General features: G+C 49.9%; 17 protein-coding genes, 1 tRNA gene and 2 rRNA genes (1 of these 20 cut by a window edge). 14 read left to right on the forward strand and 6 right to left on the reverse strand.

Annotated elements, in window-relative coordinates; translation table 11 throughout:
* From ACSYSY_RS02570 to ACSYSY_RS02585, 4 genes are all read left to right on the forward strand, one after another.
* Nucleotides 1–1,685, forward strand: a 23S ribosomal RNA gene (locus tag ACSYSY_RS02570); it begins 1,054 nt to the left of the window's first position.
* A gap of 94 nt (nucleotides 1,686–1,779) precedes the next feature.
* Nucleotides 1,780–1,894 (forward strand): 5S ribosomal RNA (gene rrf, locus ACSYSY_RS02575).
* Nucleotides 1,895–1,925: 31 nt separating this feature from the next.
* A tRNA-Met gene (locus tag ACSYSY_RS02580) sits at nucleotides 1,926–2,002 on the forward strand.
* Nucleotides 2,003–2,277: 275 nt separating this feature from the next.
* Nucleotides 2,278–2,949 (forward strand): hypothetical protein, encoded by a 672-nt coding sequence (locus ACSYSY_RS02585; RefSeq protein WP_491707765.1) that lies wholly within the window; start codon nucleotides 2,278–2,280, stop codon nucleotides 2,947–2,949.
* Nucleotides 2,950–3,078: 129 nt separating this feature from the next.
* Here the strand turns inward: ACSYSY_RS02585 and cysK are convergent, their stop codons facing one another.
* A complete protein-coding gene (gene cysK, locus ACSYSY_RS02590; RefSeq protein ID WP_491707766.1) occupies nucleotides 3,079–4,068 on the reverse strand; it encodes a cysteine synthase A in 990 nt (329 codons plus the stop codon).
* A 123-nt stretch (nucleotides 4,069–4,191) separates the two neighbouring features.
* Between cysK and ACSYSY_RS02595 the strand changes: the two genes are divergently transcribed.
* From ACSYSY_RS02595 to ACSYSY_RS02630, 8 genes are all read left to right on the forward strand, one after another.
* A complete protein-coding gene (locus ACSYSY_RS02595; protein ID WP_491707767.1) occupies nucleotides 4,192–4,638 on the forward strand; it encodes an RrF2 family transcriptional regulator in 447 nt (148 codons plus the stop codon).
* 90 nt (nucleotides 4,639–4,728) lie between these two features.
* The gene (gene cysG / locus ACSYSY_RS02600; RefSeq protein WP_491707768.1) at nucleotides 4,729–6,138 is read left to right on the forward strand and encodes a siroheme synthase CysG; all 1,410 of its coding nucleotides are present in this window, start codon (nucleotides 4,729–4,731) and stop codon (nucleotides 6,136–6,138) included.
* A gap of 16 nt (nucleotides 6,139–6,154) precedes the next feature.
* Nucleotides 6,155–6,502: a DUF2849 domain-containing protein gene (locus tag ACSYSY_RS02605; protein WP_491707769.1), complete on the forward strand. Its 348-nt coding sequence runs from the start codon at nucleotides 6,155–6,157 to the stop codon at nucleotides 6,500–6,502.
* Entirely contained in the window at nucleotides 6,499–8,169 is a 1,671-nt protein-coding gene (locus tag ACSYSY_RS02610) for a nitrite/sulfite reductase (protein ID WP_491707770.1), read from the forward strand. Before ACSYSY_RS02605 ends, ACSYSY_RS02610 begins: the two co-directional genes overlap by 4 nt.
* Nucleotides 8,156–8,557: a DUF934 domain-containing protein gene (locus tag ACSYSY_RS02615; protein ID WP_491707771.1), complete on the forward strand. Its 402-nt coding sequence runs from the start codon at nucleotides 8,156–8,158 to the stop codon at nucleotides 8,555–8,557. Before ACSYSY_RS02610 ends, ACSYSY_RS02615 begins: the two co-directional genes overlap by 14 nt.
* Nucleotides 8,558–8,642: 85 nt before the next feature.
* On the forward strand, nucleotides 8,643–9,203 hold the full coding sequence (locus tag ACSYSY_RS02620) for a D-glycero-alpha-D-manno-heptose-1,7-bisphosphate 7-phosphatase (protein ID WP_491707772.1): 561 nt from the start codon (nucleotides 8,643–8,645) through the stop codon (nucleotides 9,201–9,203).
* Between the two features lie 19 nt (nucleotides 9,204–9,222).
* Nucleotides 9,223–10,662, forward strand: coding sequence for a D-glycero-beta-D-manno-heptose-7-phosphate kinase (gene rfaE1, locus ACSYSY_RS02625; protein WP_491707773.1), 1,440 nt, complete (start codon nucleotides 9,223–9,225; stop codon nucleotides 10,660–10,662).
* Nucleotides 10,663–10,674: 12 nt separating this feature from the next.
* Nucleotides 10,675–11,853, forward strand: a complete 1,179-nt coding sequence (locus ACSYSY_RS02630; protein WP_491707774.1) for an AGE family epimerase/isomerase — start codon at nucleotides 10,675–10,677, stop codon at nucleotides 11,851–11,853.
* A 48-nt stretch (nucleotides 11,854–11,901) separates the two neighbouring features.
* On the opposite strand, the gene ACSYSY_RS02635 is transcribed toward ACSYSY_RS02630, so the two are convergent.
* The 5 genes from ACSYSY_RS02635 to ACSYSY_RS02655 form a co-directional block, all read right to left on the reverse strand.
* On the reverse strand, nucleotides 11,902–12,663 hold the full coding sequence (locus tag ACSYSY_RS02635; protein ID WP_491707775.1) for a hypothetical protein: 762 nt from the start codon (nucleotides 12,661–12,663) through the stop codon (nucleotides 11,902–11,904).
* Between the two features lie 112 nt (nucleotides 12,664–12,775).
* Nucleotides 12,776–13,813 (reverse strand): hypothetical protein, encoded by a 1,038-nt coding sequence (locus ACSYSY_RS02640; protein WP_491707776.1) that lies wholly within the window; start codon nucleotides 13,811–13,813, stop codon nucleotides 12,776–12,778.
* A 32-nt stretch (nucleotides 13,814–13,845) separates the two neighbouring features.
* Nucleotides 13,846–14,793 (reverse strand): Hsp33 family molecular chaperone HslO, encoded by a 948-nt coding sequence (gene hslO / locus ACSYSY_RS02645; protein ID WP_491707777.1) that lies wholly within the window; start codon nucleotides 14,791–14,793, stop codon nucleotides 13,846–13,848.
* 65 nt (nucleotides 14,794–14,858) lie between these two features.
* Nucleotides 14,859–15,785 carry an ornithine carbamoyltransferase gene (gene argF, locus ACSYSY_RS02650; RefSeq protein WP_491707778.1) on the reverse strand — a complete coding sequence of 309 codons (927 nt, stop codon included), beginning with the start codon at nucleotides 15,783–15,785 and terminating at the stop codon, nucleotides 14,859–14,861.
* Nucleotides 15,782–16,984, reverse strand: coding sequence for an aspartate aminotransferase family protein (locus ACSYSY_RS02655; protein WP_491707779.1), 1,203 nt, complete (start codon nucleotides 16,982–16,984; stop codon nucleotides 15,782–15,784). Before ACSYSY_RS02655 ends, argF begins: the two co-directional genes overlap by 4 nt.
* Nucleotides 16,985–17,240: 256 nt before the next feature.
* Between ACSYSY_RS02655 and ACSYSY_RS02660 the strand changes: the two genes are divergently transcribed.
* Nucleotides 17,241–17,855, forward strand: coding sequence for a regulatory protein RecX (locus tag ACSYSY_RS02660; protein ID WP_491707780.1), 615 nt, complete (start codon nucleotides 17,241–17,243; stop codon nucleotides 17,853–17,855).
* A 38-nt stretch (nucleotides 17,856–17,893) separates the two neighbouring features.
* Nucleotides 17,894–18,394: a CHAP domain-containing protein gene (locus ACSYSY_RS02665; protein WP_491707781.1), complete on the forward strand. Its 501-nt coding sequence runs from the start codon at nucleotides 17,894–17,896 to the stop codon at nucleotides 18,392–18,394.
* The last annotated feature ends 85 nt before the right edge of the window (nucleotides 18,395–18,479 follow it).

Below are 18,479 nucleotides of genomic sequence, written 5' to 3' on the forward strand. Positions count from 1 at the left end.
AGCCATCCTTTAAAGAAAGCGTAATAGCTCACTGGTCTAATAGAAACCCTGCGCCGAAAATGTAACGGGGCTCAAGCCACGTGCCGAAGCTGTGGGTGTATGATTTATCATACGCGGTAGCGGAGCGTTCTGTAAGCCTGCGAAGGAGACGGGGTGACCCTCTCTGGAGGTATCAGAAGCGAGAATGCTGACATAAGTAGCGACAAACAGTGCGAGAAACACTGTCGCCGAAAGTCCAAGGGTTCCTGCGCAAGGTTAATCCCCGCAGGGTGAGCCGGCCCCTAAGGCGAGGGCGAAAGCCGTAGTCGATGGGAACTGGGTAAATATTCCCAGGCCTGCCAGAAGTGACGAATGAGAAATGTTGTATGCTCTTAACGGATTGAGCATGCTTTTGGACCATTCCAGGAAATAGCTCTGGCATATAGACCGTACCCGAAACCGACACAGGTGGACTGGTAGAGAATACCAAGGCGCTTGAGAGAACGATGCTGAAGGAACTAGGCAAATTGCTCGTGTAACTTCGGGATAAACGAGACCCATATGTGGGCAACCATGTATGGGTGGCACAGACCAGGGGGTAGCGACTGTTTAGTAAAAACACAGGGCTCTGCGAAATCGAAAGATGACGTATAGGGCCTGACGCCTGCCCGGTGCCGGAAGGTTAAGAGGAGATGTGAGAGCATTGAATTGAAGCCCCGGTAAACGGCGGCCGTAACTATAACGGTCCTAAGGTAGCGAAATTCCTTGTCGGGTAAGTTCCGACCTGCACGAATGGCGTAACGACTTCCCCGCTGTCTCCAGCATCGGCTCAGCGAAATTGAATTCCCCGTGAAGATGCGGGGTACCCGCGGTCAGACGGAAAGACCCTATGAACCTTTACTGCAGCTTTGCAGTGGCATCAGGAAAATTCTGTGTAGGATAGGTGGGAGGCATCGAAGCAGGGGCGCCAGTTCCTGTGGAGCCGTCCTTGAAATACCACCCTGACTTTTTCTGATGTCTAACCGAGGCCCATTAGCTGGGTCCGGGACCCTGCATGGCAGGCAGTTTGACTGGGGCGGTCGCCTCCTAAAGGATAACGGAGGCGCGCGATGGTGGGCTCAGGTCGGTCGGAAACCGACTGTCGAGTGCAATGGCATAAGCCCGCCTGACTGCGAGAGTGACAGCTCGAGCAGAGACGAAAGTCGGCCATAGTGATCCGGTGGTTCCACGTGGACGGGCCATCGCTCAACGGATAAAAGGTACTCTAGGGATAACAGGCTGATCTCCCCCAGAGTCCACATCGACGGGGAGGTTTGGCACCTCGATGTCGGCTCATCACATCCTGGGGCTGGAGCAGGTCCCAAGGGTTCGGCTGTTCGCCGATTAAAGTGGTACGTGAGCTGGGTTTAGAACGTCGTGAGACAGTTCGGTCCCTATCTGCCGTGGGTGTAAGAGACTTGAGAGGATTTGTCCCTAGTACGAGAGGACCGGGATGAACGAACCTCTGGTGCACCGGTTGTCACGCCAGTGGCACAGCCGGGTAGCTAAGTTCGGAATGGATAACCGCTGAAAGCATCTAAGCGGGAAACCAGCCTCAAAACTAGGTCTCATAGAGCCGTTCAAGACCAGGACGTTGATAGGTCAGGTGTGTAAGGGAGGTAACTCTCTTAGCTAACTGATACTAATCGCTCATATCTCTCACACATAAACACATGCACAGTCATCTCCTACTCAAAAACACTTCTCATAAAAATACGCACTAACACTTCTTACTCTCTCTTTACAGAGTGAGCGGGAAGACCTGGTGGCTATGGCAGGGGGATTAAACCCGATCCCATCCCGAACTCGGCCGTAAAACACCCTAGCGCCTATGATACTGCACCTTAAGGTGCGGAAAAGTCGGTCGCCGCCAGGTCCCCTCGCTCACTCTCTTTACCCACCACCGCTGCGGGGTGGAGCAGCCCGGTAGCTCGTCAGGCTCATAACCTGAAGGCCGCAGGTTCAAATCCTGCCCCCGCTTCCAATTCATCCCCCCACTAAAAATAATACCCAAAGATTATTAAAAACGACTTCTTCCAATGGTTGTCGTGATCGCTCAGTAATTCGTCCTTGCAGAATTGGAAGCTGCCCTAAGCGACCCCGCGCTAACAGTCTCTTCACAAAGGCCTGAGGTCTTTTGATTGAAGAGCGTCAAAAGAATGCCTCGGATTATAAAGGTGATTGGCTCTAGGTGATAAAACAGACATTATCCTTTATCATGATTTTATCTATGAATATCCTTTCTAGGACAATTATCTGATGCAATGGAAAAATTTTATTTCTTCAATAATTGGTGGTCTCGTATCTGGTGGACTGATAACAGCTATTTCAAATGTTTATATTATAAAATATCAAAATGATCTGAGTGATACCTCCTGGAAAAATCAACATTCTATCGGTAAATCTGAAAAATTCTTTGAAAAAAAAGTGGATATATTAAGTGAATATGTTTCGGCAATATCTGAAACCTTAGATCTTGATATATCATCTGGAATTTTTGTGAAAAAAGAGATTTTGAAGAAGCTTATTCAAGGAAACGATATAAAATTTAACTCTGAAGCATTAGACGAACTAGGTCTGCCCAATGCAAAGGATCTAATGGCTGAGGAATTTTTATCCAATAAAAAATTAAAAAAATATACGGATTTAATTCGTTTATATTACGGGCATGATATATTCTTATTAGCAAAAGATATTTTAAATAAATTATATTATTATGGGAATCCTGAATTTGATCCTAATATTATTTATATGCTTAATAATAAGATTAAAGCTTTAAAAGAGAAAAAGAAAAATTCTTTGCAAGATTTTATACTTGCTACGAAAAGTTATATAAGCATGAAAGGCTACCCACCTGAACTATCACGGGAGATAGATATTCTTGAGTCAAAAATGATGGATTCTATAGAAGAAGATATGAGTAAAAAATGAATTAATTTTGAGAATTTATGAGTTCAACCTTCATATTTCTCTATCCGTGATATGATGTGTATTGTACGTAATAAAAAGTAACGTTCTTATTTATTTAAATTTTCTTTGTTTGATAGTTTATAAAACCTTTCAGAGCCCCGCAAATAATCTTGTAGAGAGATAACGTTCAGCAAAAGAAGGGGCAATGGTAACAATTGTTTTCCCTTTATAAGGGGCCTTTTTTGCTAATTGAAGGGCAACAGATAAAGCAGCACCTGAGGAAATACCAATGGGGATACCCTCGGTGCGGGCACAAAGACGTGCTGTTTCAATAGCATCCTGCTCTGATGCGGTCATGACTTTATCGATAAGTGTCAGATTTAACGTCTCAGGCTTGAACCCTGGCCCCAGCCCCTGGATCCCGTGGGGACCTGGGTCATCACCGTTAATGATGGCACTTTCCTGTGGTTCTACACCAATCACCTGAAGGTCCTGCTTGTGGGCTTTCAGCCCTTGGGCAATACCGGACGCTGTGCCGCCAGTTCCCAGACCTGCGACAACGACATCAACGGCGCCTTTTGTATCAACCCAGATTTCTTCAGCCGTTGTCATAGCGTGAATGGCAGGATTGGAATTATTGGCAAATTGGCTGGGCATCCAACAATGTTCAGAGGTTCTGACAATTTCTTCTGCCCGTTTGATAGCGCCTGTCATGCCGAGGGAGGCAGGGGTCAGCTCAAGTTGCGCTCCCAGAAGACTCAGCATTTTTCGCCGTTCTAAGGAAGCGCTCTCGGGCATAGTTACGATCAGTTTGTAGCCAAGCGTTGCCGCGGCAAATGCGAGTGAAATTCCAGTGTTGCCAGAAGTGGGTTCGACAAGAATGGATTTGTCAGGGGAAATAAGGCCCTTTGATTCCGCATCGCAAATCATGGCCAGCCCGATCCGGTCTTTCACAGAACCAAGAGGATTGAAAAATTCGAGCTTCAGGAGAATAGGCGTGGAAAGACCTTCTTTCCGACTCAAACGATGCAGTGCGACAAGCGGCGTTCCGCCAACTGTTTCAAGGATAGAGCCATAAACCCGCCCGCGCGGCGGAACAGCAGGGCTTTGAGGACAGGATGGATATGATCGTTCTGACATGAGAGTGAGCTTATCAGAAGATATAAGGAATTGCACGGCAGGAAACGTTAATCTCTTTATTTTACGCTATGACATCGGGTAAATAGGGTAATATGATATTATAACGATACAAAGAAGGATATCATGTACCTTAGAAAAGACCGTATTCTGACTGCCTTGGCTATTATGCTGGATGTGGCTTTCTATGCAGGGCGTTCGGGCGTGATCAGTGGAAACGATATTGCGAAACGCAATGGTTTAATGCGCAGGGGGATTGAACCTGTGTTGCAGGCTCTCTCACGTGCGCAGCTTCTCGATAGTGTCAGGGGGCCGAAAGGAGGCTACAGGTTGGCTAAATCCCCCCGTATTATCACGCTCAAGGAAATTGCCAGAGTCGTCAGTGCATCTGAAGAGCCGTCTGAAACAGCAAAAAGTGTCCTGTTTGAAAATGTTCTATCCCCTTATTGGCAACGGCTCGATGCGGAAATTGAGGTGAAACTGGAGGGTGAGACATTGGGGGACCTGCTTTTGCAGGCAGAGAAAACCGGCTTGTCACGTCCCAGCCGTGCCCCCTTGAGTTTTTCGATCTAGCATAATAAACGAAACTATCTGGGATATTTGAAATAATAACGAATTATTTTAGTTAATTATCCTAAAAGGTTTGTATAAAGTTTTTGTGTCATGAAAATTGTCCCGTCCTATCTGCCTTTTGCTTTCCGACTGGATACGCTTTCTGTTCTTATTATAGGGGGTGGGACTGTTGCGTTGCATAAATTGCGGCTTTTGCAGGGGCGGTGCGGGCAGATTCACGTCTGGGCTAAACAGGCTCATCCTGAAATTATCAAGGCAGCCGCTGAAAAAGACATTACGCTCAGACTCGGTGAGGTAACAGAGGCGGAGCTTGAGAAAACGCTCCCGTCTCAAGGACTGGTTTTCGCTGCGACGGATAATGAATGTCTTAATGCGCTTGTTTCAAGACTGGCCCATAAGCATCGTGTGCCTGTCTGTGTTGTTGATAATGCGGCGTTATCGAGTTTTATTACACCGGCTTATGTGATGCGCGATCCCGTGCAGGTGGCCATTACAACTGGCGGAACGTCTCCTGTCATGGCGCGTCGGCTAAGGCAGATGATTGAACAGGCTCTTCCAGCCAGATTAGGCCAGGTTGCCGCATTTATGGCTTCCAGAAGGGAGTGGCTCAAGACGAAATTGCCGGATATCGGAAAAAGACGGCGCGTATGGGAAAATTTTATCGATAGTACGGGATATGAAGCAGCTCTGGCTGGAGACGAGAAAAGCGCCCTAAGTAAATTGGATGCTCTGGTGACAGGGGATCAGAGCAAAGGAGAAGTTTGGCTCGTAGGGGCTGGCCCGGGAGATGCGGACCTTCTGACCGTGGCTGCCTTGCGCCTTATGGGGAATGCGGATTGTGTCCTTTATGATAAGCTGGTTTCAGAAGATATTCTGGATCGTGTCCGGCGTGATGCAGAGCGTATTTATGTCGGAAAGGAACGCTCTCACCATACCCTCCCTCAGGAAGAAATCCATGCCGAGATGCTCCGCCGTGCCAGGAAGGGTGAGCGGGTACTGCGTCTGAAAGGGGGAGATCCCTTTATCTTCGGACGGGGAGGCGAAGAAATGGAAGCGCTTCTGAAAGAGGGCATTGCGGTGCGTGTCATCCCTGGCATTACCGCAGCGAGTGGCTGTGGTGCTTCAGCGGGAATTCCGCTGACTCACCGCGACTGTGCTCAGAGCTGCATTTTTGTAACAGGTCATGCGCGCAAAGATGGCAGCCTCGATTTGCATTGGCCAAGTCTGGCGCGAAAAGGGCAGACTGTTGTGATTTATATGGGACTTGCCCCTCTCCAGAGATTATGTGAGCAGTTAATGGCTCATGGTTTGCCAGAGCACTGGCCAGTCGCTGTCATCGAGAAAGGCACCAGTCCTGATGAACGTGTTGTGACCGGTAATTTGCAGACGATTACTGCCAAGGTGCAGCGTGAAGGGGTGAGCAGCCCCGCTCTTGTTATTGTCGGGGAAGTTGTAGCGCATCGAGGTGAAACATGCTCTACTGCCCCTGTCTTTTCGTAGGAAAGGAAATGGCGATATGAAAACCCTGTCGTCCCTGGAGCCGGGAGAGGCTCTGATGGTTACAGCTAATCGCTTGCTGGATGGTCGTATTGTATGGCGCGATCGGGCAGGTAAGTGGCGTGAGGATATCAGACAGGCTGCTCAGCTTACAGCCGAGGAGGCTGCAAGGATTCTCGATGAAGCGACCAGTCAGGCCCAGAAAGAAGGCGTTGTCGGCGTTTATGATGTGCAGGTTAAAGCTGGCCCTGTGCCGCAACCTGTTACAATGCGAGAGCATGTCAGGGCGTTCGGCCCTTCAGTTAATCCGGCTTTTGCATATCCTGGTGCGTCTGCCTCTTTGTCATCTTCGGAGCCTTTATCATGACGATTTCTGTCGGCCATTATAATTATGAGGAAAAGGACCGTGCGTTTCTTGAAGAACGTATTGTCGAGTTTGAGGGGCAGATTAAAAGACGTCTCGAAGGCAGCCTGACAGAAGATGAATTCAAGCCATTACGTCTGATGAATGGTATTTATCTCCAGCTTCATGCCTATATGTTTCGTATTGCTATTCCTTATGGCATTCTCGATAGCAGACAGCTTCATAAACTGGCTGACCTGTCAGAGCGTTTTGACCGGGGGTACGGACATTTTACGACGAGGCAGAACATCCAGTTCAACTGGATTGCCCTCGAAGATGCTCCTGCCATGCTGCGTGAGCTGGCTTCAGTGGATATGCATGCAATCCAGACCAGCGGAAATTGTATCCGTAATGTCACGTCAGATGAATATGCCGGTGCCGCTTATGACGAATTGATGGACCCGCGTGTTCATGCCGAAATTCTGCGCCAATGGTCGACATTGCACCCGGAATTTTCCTTCCTGCCCCGTAAATTCAAGATTGCTATTTCCGGTAGCCCTGAAGATCGGGTCGCTGCCCGTTTCCATGATATCGGTATTCTGGCCCGCCCGGGCGAGAATGGACCTCTTTTCCGGATTTTTGTTGGTGGTGGTCTGGGCCGTATTCCTGTTGTGGGGCAGGAGCTTTTTGATTCGGTTCCTGAGACGGAGCTGCTGGCAACATTGGAAGCCGTTCTGCGCGTCTATAACGCTTACGGCCGGCGTGACAGTCTCTATAAATCACGTATCAAGATTCTGGTGCAGACGATTGGCATTGAGGCCTACCGTAAAGCCGTAGAGACAGAACTCTCCCGAATGGACCTGAATCATTATCGTCTCTCGCCGGAAAGTGTTGCAGCGATCAGGGCGCGCTTTGCCTCGCCTGATTTTGTGGACGTGCCGGACGGAGAGGCAATTCTGCAAAAGCAGATGGCGCAACACCCGGCTTTTGCACAGTGGGTGAAGACGAATACCCATAAACACCGGAAAGAAGGTTATATCATTGCAACGGTGTCGCTCAAGGCTCCGGGAGAAATCCCCGGGGATGTGACAGCCGCGCAGATGCATGGTCTGGCGGCCCTGGCAGAGCGTCATTCCTTTGGTGAAATACGCATTACACACCTTCAGAATGTTGTGCTTGGCCATGTGCGTAAAGATGAGCTTCTGGTGGTCTGGGAAGGGCTGAAAGCTCTGGGGCTGGCAACGGCTAACCTTGGTCTTGTCGGGGATATCGTCTGTTGCCCGGGGTTGGATTATTGCTCACTGGCCAATGCCCGCTCAATTCCGATTGCCCGTAAACTTGGGGCCCGTTTTGGAAATGCCGATCTTCAGGCAGAGATCGGAGCCCTGAATATCAATATTTCCGGCTGCATCAATGCTTGTGGCCATCATCATGCCGGTAATATCGGCCTGCTGGGTGTTGATAAAAGGGGGGAAGAGTTTTTCCAGATTCTTCTGGGTGGCTCGACGGGAGATCACGCTAAAATTGGCACAATTTTAGGGGCGTCTCTGGCGGAAGATGAAACAGTGGACGCTGTGGCCCGTATTATTGAATGTTATCTTTCAAAACGTCTTGAAGGGGAAACCTTCCTCGAGACATTGCAGCGAATAGGGCGTGAGCCTTTTAAGGAGGTCGCTTATGCAACTGCTTGATTTAGGCGAGCGTAAAGCCTGTTACGTCGAAACAATGGTGACATTGGCTGAACTGAAAGAGGGCAGCAAGGCTGAGGCCGTGCTTCTGAAACCGGAGGAAGAAGCCGAAGAGCTTGAGCCTTTTATTGAATCGCTACAACTGGTTCTGCTTCAGTTCCCGGCCTTCAAGGATGGGCGGGCTTTTACGCAGGCACGCTCCTTGAGGGAATATCTGCATTTTAAAGGGGAAATTCGGGTTGAAGGTCATATTCTTCCCGATCAGGCAGATTTTCTGAAACGCTGCGGAGTGGATAGTGTTGTGCTGAAAGAAGGCGATGACCCTGCCTTGTGGTTTAACAGACTGAAAAGTTTTTCTTTTAATTATCAGAGCCTTCTGGAAGGGGCCTAAGAATTTATTGACGGCCCTGTTGTGCCTTTCAAAAAAGGACGCCACTATGACCCCGAAAAAATGATGATATCAGAAATGGGATAGTATGTTGGCGTCCGGCGCTTCTGTGAAACTGACGCGATCTTCTGGATTGCAACCTGCGGTTTTTCTGGACCGGGATGGCGTATTAAATCTTGATACGGGCTACCCTCATCGCCCTGAAGATCTGATTCTGGTCTCCGGTGCGGCTGAGGCTTTGGCCTTTTTGAAATCATGTGGCTATTGCCTGATTGTTGTTTCCAATCAGTCAGGCGTGGCGAGAGGTTTTTTCTCCGAAAAAGAGGTTCAGGCTTTTAACAGCCTGCTTCAGGCGCAATTGGCCCTGAAAGGAGGCGGTGTCGATGGGTTTTATTACTGCCCTTATCACCCTCAGGCGGTTATTGAGTCTTATCGATGCGATCATCCCGACCGGAAACCGAAACCGGGCATGATTTTCAAGGCCATTGAAGCGCATGGCATTGATCCGGCACGTTCCTTTTTGATAGGAGATAAAGAGAGTGATCTGCAGGCAGCAGAAGCTGCTTCTGTAAAAGGCTATTTATTTAATACGGGTGATCTGAATCTATTTGCTCGTTCACTTATAAAAGAGCGCCAGAGTCATGGCTGATAAACAGGGTCTATAAATCATGATTGAAACACTGACTTTCGGCCGTATTGTCGTTATTGGTGATCTTCTTCTTGATTGTTACGTGACAGGGCGCGTTGAGCGTATTTCGCCGGAAGCGCCGGTGCCGGTTTTATTATATTCAAATCGTCATTTTACACCGGGAGGGGCAGCCAATGTGGCCTTGAATGCGGCCTCCCTGGGGTGTGAAGTCGCCTTGATCGGGCTGGTCGGGGCAGATGATCAGGCTGAAAAGCTGCGGGAAAGTCTTTCCCATAATCCCCTGATTGATCTCTCCACTCTGGTGACGGACCCTGATTGGGCCACCATTACCAAGACGCGGGTTATGAGCGGTCAGCAGCAGATTGTCCGTATTGATGAAGAGCGTCTCAAACCGCTTTCAGAAAAAACAAAACAGAAATTGATTGAAGAGACGGTCAAGGCGCTCGAACAGGCGGATATTCTTGTCTGTTCCGACTATGCCAAGGGCGTCCTGTCGGATGACGTGATCAAAGCTGTTTTTGCGGAGGCTCATAAACGCTCTATCCCCATTCTTGTGGACCCCAAGCGCAAGGATTTTTCAGCCTATTATGGAGCCACTCTGATTACGCCCAATCGGCAGGAAATGCAGAGTGCGACCAATCTGCCTCTTGGAAATGATGAGGAAATAGAAAAAGCAGCCCGGCTTGTTATGAAACAATGTGGCAGCGATGTTCTGGTCACCTTGTCTGAAGAAGGTATGACCCTGGTCAGACAGACGGGCACACTCTTTCATGCGGAGGCTCGGCGATCGGAAGTCTATGACGTGTCCGGGGCAGGGGATACGGTTATGGCAACATTGGCAGCCATGCTTTCAGCCGGTGAAGCGATTGAGACTGCCATTGAATATGCGACGATAGCGGCCTCCATCGTGGTGGGTAAAGTGGGCACCGCCATTGTCACACGTGCTGAATTGAGCAGGGTTCTGCATCAGGAGCAGCGTGATGAGGAGCTGCCAGTCTCATTGGCAGCAGCCGCTGAAATTGTTGCGGAATGGCGCACTACGGGGAAAAAAATCGTTTTCGCCAATGGATGTTTTGACCTTTTACATCCTGGCCATATCGCTCTTATCCAGCAGGCAGCAGCACAAGGTGACCGATTGGTCGTCGCCTTGAATAGTGATGAGTCTGTCAAACGTCTTAAAGGCCCGGAACGTCCATTCCAGGATCAGGGGGCGAGAGCTCTGGTTATGGGCGCACTCAAAGGGGTGGATATGGTGGTCATTTTTGAAGAAGACACCCCTCTTGAAACAATTGAGGTCTTGAAACCTGACATTATCGTTAAAGGTGCTGATTATACTGAAGAGCAGGTTGTCGGTGGATCCTTCGTGAAGTCCTATGGCGGGAAAGTGGTGCTTGTTGATCTTATGGCAGGGCGTTCAACAACATCCATCGCTCATAAAATACGGCATAGACAGTCCTGAAAATTTCGCTTCATGAATCCTGTAAATTCCCTTCCACAGATGCAGAAGAAACTATCCCTGAAATGGGAGACGCATCTGGTTCAACAGGCTTTGCCCTTCTGGCACCAACAAGGGTTTGACGGAAAGCGTGGCCTTTATCATGAAAGATTAGGCTGGCAAGGGAACGCTGTTGAAGTGCCCCAATTACGTTTGATGGTGCAGGCGCGCCAGATTGCGACTTATTGCAGGGCTTATAATGATGGGCTTTATAAACATGGCGCCGAGCAGGCGCTCGAAGTGCTTGAGCGTGTGGAGCGGCTTTATTACCAGAGTGATGAGGCTCTAGGCTGGATTTTCGCTCTGGCACCAGATAGCCATGCCCCAAATACGATCCGTGACCTCTATGCTCACGCTTTTATTCTGTTCGCCTATGGTTGGGCTTATCGCCTAACTCAAAAGCCGCATTACGCAAAAATCGCCCGGGAAACGACGGCGATTATAGACAAGATCTTTGCGTTGGAAGCGGGGGGCTATGTAACGTCTGTTCCTTGTGGCAGCGATCAACGCTCGCAGAACCCGCATATGCACCTACTGGAAGCCTATCTGGTGCTTTATGAGGGAACGCAGGACGAAATTTATCTGAAGCGTGCAACAGAGATTGTAACACTGGCCTGTCGTCATTTTATTGAGCCACGTTCCGGTATGCTTTACGAATTTATGGATCAGAACTGGCAGCCGGAACAGAAATGGGGCCATAACCGGATAGAGCCCGGTCATTTATTTGAATGGTCCTGGCTGTTCAGTGAATTTCGCCGCCTGGCGGAATTACCGGCCTCACAGGATGAAACACTCCAGAACAGTGCTGATCGTCTCTTTGAGACAGGGCGGGCCATGGGATGTGCCCCACAAACGGGACTGGCCTTTGACGCAATCACTGAAAATGGAACGATCCTGGAACGTTCAACACGTATCTGGCCACAGACAGAATTAATCAGGCGCCAGAATCAGCTGATCGGCCAGCTGGATGAGGCGCAGGTAAAACAATTTTACACCTTGAATACGCATTTTCTGGATCATTATATGCCGCTATCGCTCCATGGAGGATGGGTCGATCAGCGTGATGAGACCATGAGAGAAAAAGTGGATTATATGCCCGCCAGCTCCCTTTACCATATTTATGGCGTCGGAAGAGACATGCTTGCCCGGTTTTAAATAAGCAAGCATGTCTGAATCAAAATATCCTCTTCCAGATTTCCTATTTTAATAAGGAAGATGGAGGACCCCAGCCGGAGGGGAATGAAGTTGCCGCGTTGCTGAAGGTGAGGGTGCTGATGGCGCGGTGGTGGTTGGCGGCACGCTCCCATGATAGCCTGATTGTGCAGGAGCTGGCGCCGTCATCGTGGAAGAAAGGGGAGGTGCTTCCGCGCTGGAAGTTCCCTGGTCATTCATCTGAGCATTGATGCTCTCCAGGTTCTGGCTTTTAACGGCGGCGTTTAAGGGGGCACCCGTTGCATCTGTCAGCCAGTCTCCCAGATTTTTGCGGATCTGATATTCAAGCTCGACATTCATATCATCCATCAGATGCCGGTTCAGCTCATAAAGATCGTGTTGTTTTGAATTCTCGCCCGAGACATTGTCCTGATGCGTTACTGAAGCGGTCACTTCTCCATGATGGCCATTTGCCGGATCGCTGAGTGTAAGCCGGACACTCATCATGCCAACCAGGACATTGTCGGAGCTCCTGCTGATGCGAGCGCTCGCTACAGTAAATGTGCCGATCCCACTATTGCCGGTGGCGTTAAGGCGCTGATTGGCCATTAAGGTCAGGGCCTGATCGGGAGGTGTGGGGCTTTGGGCAGAGAGGCTGTTTTTCCGTTTGGGGACGGCATTATCATAGACATTCAGATGCGCGATATTCAGGTTCATTTTAGGAAGATAGCTGAAATCGGGGGGAGGGAAGTTCTCCGGCGGTTTGGAGGCGCAACCTGCCAGTAATGACACTAACCCCGCATATGAAATCATTTTCAGGGCGTTTTTTTTCTTTGAGAAAGGAGAAGAGGGAATTTCCGAAAGCATTACGTCGTTCCTTTGAACAAAAGGGTTATTATGGTTGTGCGTCAACCGCAGCAGAAGGTTATTTTTTGGTTTTGGACAAGGGGCTGAAAGGGAAAGAACCAGAGCTGTCAAAGGGAATCGCCATAGGGGGAAGGGCATCATTGTTCATGATCTCCCCTATATTGGAAATTTTTCCCTGACTGAGATCATCGAGAGAGATCAGGGCCATGGGATCGGCGTTAAAATCAGAAAAGGAAATAAATGCTGGTTTCTGGTCATGAGAGGCTCCGGCAATGGAAGCTGTTTCAAGAAGTCGTTCTGCCACTTCCTTATTGTGGAAAAGGGAAAAAAACATCAGCCATAACGGGATGAGATCCGAAGAAGGACACTCCCCGACAAGAAAACACCCTTTTGGGTAATAGAAGGTGACAGCACTATTATCAGGCCCGAAAGGCTTTCCCGTATGACGGGCATGCCAGAATAAATAGAAAATAACGTTAACAGTTTTGTCTATAAACCGGATGAACGGTCCGCCGGGCAACTCTGCTTTCAGCTGTTCCTCAGCAAATGTGTCAGAGAAAGGCGAGTGAATCAGCACAGTCCCGTCGGGGTCAAAAGAGGCGTGCATGGCTTGAGACAACGCATCCTGGCGGAGTGTAACGATCTGGCCTTCATCAAGCTTGATAGACGCATCAAGAATGGCGTCAGGGGCAAAAATCATGGTCCTGGAGAGCCTGGCACTGCACCAGATCATGATGATTTCAAAAACGGCCTGATAAGGCAGACGGATAAGGGACGCTCTGATTTTTTCCTCATCGTCTGATAAAGCCACGGGCGCAGGCAGCTGCATGTTCCATTGCAGCTGCGTCAAAGCAGGCTCTATATACGTAATGAGCTGTTCCTGTCGGGCAAGCGGCAGGGCTGCTGCGTGACTGGCCAGGTGTCTCCCATCTTCATCGAGCCACCAGAAAGCATCTTTCCCGCTTTCCAGCTCTCTCAGATGAATGACGTCAAGCCCCGGTGTTACTTCGTAATGACTCAGAGCTTTCCAGCCGGGATAAAGTTTTGTAACCGGCCTGCCATTGATCGTTATTGAAGAAAGTTCCACCGGGCGCACAGTAAAGTCACGGTCCTTTCATAAAGGAAAGATCAGATATTAGAAGTAATATTATTACGCGGGAAAGTAAAATGTGTATTACAAAAATTGCAATCCATCGTAATAATGCCTTCCTGAGACATATGGTCCAGATCTTCTTCGCTGAATTGTTCAAGAAGAGTGGCCAGGCGCTCCCGGTTGCAACGGCACCCGAAACTCAAGGCCTTGAAGCCGCTTTCCTTTACATCCAGAGTGCCAAATAGTCTTTTGACAAGTGTTGGGCTATCAAGGGATGGATCAAAGATTTCCGTCTGTTTGAGAGAGGCGGCAAAGGTGCAGGCTGTCTCCCAGGCATCATCGAAATCGTCATGACTGACGTCTTCCTGCGTCTGTCCACCTTCCCCTGCGATACGTTCCAGCACGAGGGCACCTGCATGCCAGGTTCCGGCAGTTTGAGTGGCAAAAAGGTTAATTGAGCACGGATATTGTTCACTGGTTGTGAAATAATGTTCTGCCATTTCTGACAGGCTTTCACCTTCCAAAGCGACAATACCCTGATGGCGCTCTGTATCGGGGCCCTGATCAACTGTAAAAGCCAGGTACCCTTTCCCCAGTAAGGAAGCCGTATCGGCAGGTAATGGAGAGGGGGCGTTTTCAGCCATTTGCACAGTAAAGCGCAGGGCCCCTGTATTTGTACAATCAGCCACCAGAAGGGAAACGGGGCCATCTCCCTTGATCTGGAGCGAAAAAGAACCTTCAAATTTCAGAGCTGTCGCCATGGCCCCTACCAGAGCCAGCGCTTCCCCTCCCAGTTTGAGGATTTCAGGGGCGTAATTATGGCGCGACAGAAGCGCCTGAGCCAAAGGCCCCAGCCTGACCAGACGGCCTCTGACTGGAGCATTGGCAAGATAAAAAGGCAGAACGGCATGTGGCACAACAAGATCAGGGACCCCGGCCGGGCGTGCTGTATCGGAAGGGGTGTCTTTATCGTTAACCATCATGTCCTCTCTGGTCTGAATTCTATTGGATGCAGATAGGAGGGTTCCGGCCTTTCTTCAAGAGGGATTTATCCCTTGTTCAAACACCATAGAAGAAGCCCTTTCTGGCTATGCAGGCGGTTCTCGGCCTCATCAAAGACGACTGAATGAGGTCCTTCAAAGACTTCCTTGCTGACTTCTTCACCGATATGGGCAGGCAGGCAGTGCATAAACAGGGCGTCTTTTGAGGCGTGGCTCATAAGGGATTCATTCACCTGATAGGGTTTGAATAGCTGGTGCCGGCGTTCTGCATCCGTATCGCCCATACTGACCCACGTATCGGTAATAACGGCGTCAGCATTTTTGACCGCTTCCACGGGATCTCTGGTTGTAACAATCGTGGCTCCCTTGGCGCGTGCCCATTTAAGAGCGCTTTCAGATGGCTCGAACCCCTCAGGCGTTGCCAGGCGGAGTGAGAAACCGAGAAGGGCAGACGCCTCTATCAGCGAGGTAGCCACGTTATTTCCGTCCCCGACCCAGGCAAGAGTGCGCCCGGTGATCGGACCGCGATGTTCTTCAAAGGTCAGGATATCAGCCAGTATCTGAATGGGATGAGAAACGGGGGTCAGGCCGTTGATCACGGGAACAGAGCTCCATTTTGCCAGTTCACGCAAGGCCGTGTCATGCCCGGTTCTCAGGACAATAATGTCAAGGAAACGGGAAAGGACGCGGGCCGTGTCTGCAATGGTCTCACCCCGGCCAAGCTGCATGTCGGAAGGGGAGAGGACCGTAACGGCCCCTCCCAACTGTGTCATGCCCACTTCAAAAGAGACACGTGTGCGGGTGGAAGGTTGAGCCATAATCAGCCCTAAAGTGCGACCGGCTAATGGCTGTTGCGGGTGCAAGGGATGAAGACGGCCCTGTTGCAGAGCTTTAACGCGTGCGGCAATCTCCAGAATGGTCCTCAAATCTTCGGTGCTGCAATCCTTGAGATCGAGAAAATGTTTCGGTTTCATATGCGGTCTTCCTGATGATGAGTAGGAGACTGCATCAGTTTTTTACAGGCGTCTCCGATGCGGTTAACAGCTTCCTGACAGTCTGCCTGGGAAACAATGAGAGGGGGTACAAGACGCAGAACGTTATCTCCCGCTCCGACGGCAAGCAATCCCTCATCCAGGAGGGCAGTCAGGACGTCACTGACGGGAATTCTGCATTTAAGTCCACGCATTAAGCCACGCCCACGCACTTCGGAGAAAATGGTTGGATAGTCCTCAACAAGTTTTTCCAACATTGTTCCGAAGCTCTGACCCGTTTTGCGGACATGCTCAAGAAAACCTGGCTTTAATATTTCCTCTGTAACGGCCAGGCCGGCTGCGCAGGCCAGGGGATTGCCGCCATAAGTCGAGCCATGAGTGCCGGGCGTGAGATATTTTGCCAGTTTTTCACGTGCCAGAACGGCCCCAAGAGGGAAGCCGCCACCAATCCCTTTGGCAACAGAAATGACGTCTGGTTCAATGCCGGCGATTTCATGAGCAAAGAGTGTGCCGGTGCGGCCCATACCCGTCTGTACTTCATCAATGCCCAGATAAAGCCCATGTTCATCACAAAGAGCACGGAGGCCCTGAAGGAATTCGGGTTTTGCGGGCTGGATACCACTTTCACCTTGAATGGTTTCGAGCAGAATCCCCGCTGTCTGTGGTGTGATGGCGGCCTTGACGGCGTCGAGGTCATTAAAGGGCACATGATCAAACCCTTCAACCCGGGGGCCGAACCCTTCGAGATAGGCCGGGTTGCCGGTCGCTGAGATCATGGCGAGGGTCCGGCCATGAAATGCCCCGTTAAAGCAGATAATATGCGTTCTCTCAGGGTGGCCATTTTTAAACTGGGCACGCCGGATAATCTTGACGAGGGCCTCATTAGCTTCAGCACCGGAATTGCAAAAAAGCACAGAATCGGCAAAACTGTTTTCCACAAGTAGTCTGGCCAGGGCCTCTGCCTGTGGAATGCGGTAGAGATTGGAAACATGCATGACCTTGCCTGCCTGCTCTGTAATGGCGCTGACAAGTTTGGGATGATCGTGCCCGAGCGAGGATACGGCGATCCCGGCTCCAAAATCCAGGTATCGTCGCCCGTCATGCCCCGTGAGCCATACCCCTTCACCCTGAGTAAAGGAAAGGTCAAAACGTTTATAATTTGGCATGATCGCGGAAATCATAGGGTGAGAACCTGTAATAGTGATATTGTGAACGCCATCTGGCGCATAATGTGATGCTGCAAAAGAATTCTTTCTGTGCGAATAACCGTGATTATGGGCTATAAAATCGGGTCTCTCGTCAGAAAAAATAAATAATGCATTACCAGCTAATATAATACGAGACGAAGAATATTGGGAAGTGTCCCTGAAATATCATCTCTACGGAGTGTCTGATCCTTCTTCAGATGTCCTGATTGTAAATAATTGAGTGAAGACCATGCAGGATTTCATATCAGCTCCAGAACCGCCGACATCACAAACTCTGTATGAAGCAGCATTGGCACATCTAGCGCGCTTTGCCACAACCCGTCAGGGCCTGAAACGCGTCCTGTCCCGCCGTGTCAGGCGCTGGGTGCTGAGGGCTGAAAAAGCGGGGGCCGAGAGTGAAGATCTTGCTGTAAAGGAACAGGCCCTTCAAAGTGACATTGAAAAAATTCTCGATAGCATGACCGGACTTGGCGCTATTGATGATGAAAATTTTGCCCGTTCCAGAACCCGCTCTTTAGTGCGCACTGGTCGTTCACGGCGTGCCGTGCAGGCATATTTGCTTCAAAAAGGCGTTGAAACGGATCTGGTTGAAGAAACCGTCCGGGAAACACTGGAGGATCTGTCAGAGGAAACGGGGGAGGAAGCCGAGTTTGTGGCGGCTCTGATTTTAGCCCGGAAAAGGGCTGTCGGGCCTTTTACGCGCCAGGATCGGGCCGGGAAGGAACCTGAAAAAATTCTGGCTATTTTTGCCCGTAATGGTTTCTCACGTGATATTGCACAGAGAGTTCTGACGATGGATAGAGACGAGGCCGAAGATATGATCTATCATTTCAGGTCGTTATGAGATGTATCATTCGTGAATTAAAACAGTGAGATACAGGCATGGGAATAAGAGCAAAAAGTGCAAATCTCTTTCTGTTAATGCTGCCTCTTTCGGTCCTGGCTGGCTGCGCGGGTGGAGGCAGCCCAGGTCATCCAGTCCTGCATTCATCAGGGATAGCCTCTTATAATAGCTCCCAGCAATGCGCGCCTTATGCCCGTTCGCGGACGGGAGTGCTGTTGCAGGGAGATGCCGGGGGCTGGTGGTTACAAGCTAAAGGACGATACAGGCGGACCCTCCGGCCACGAGCAGGGGCCATACTGGTTTTCAAGGCAACACGCCATATGCCTTATGGCCACGTATCGATTGTCAGGAAAGTGACATCTACGGGGCGGATCACGGTTGAACATGCAAACTGGGTGCCGGGGCAGGTGGAAATGAATGTTCCCGTCATAGACGTTTCCGCCCGTCATAACTGGAGTCAGGTGCGTGTATGGTGGTCCCCCACTGAAAAATGGGGCGAAAGAATTTATCCGACCTATGGTTTTATCCTACCAGGCTAGTAGGATAGTAAGATAACACTATTGTATGTTGCTTTTGAGGTCAGGAATGGCCACATAAACACAGTCTTGTTGTGGGAGTGTCTAT

The organism is Aristophania sp. ESL1100, from assembly GCF_058511235.1.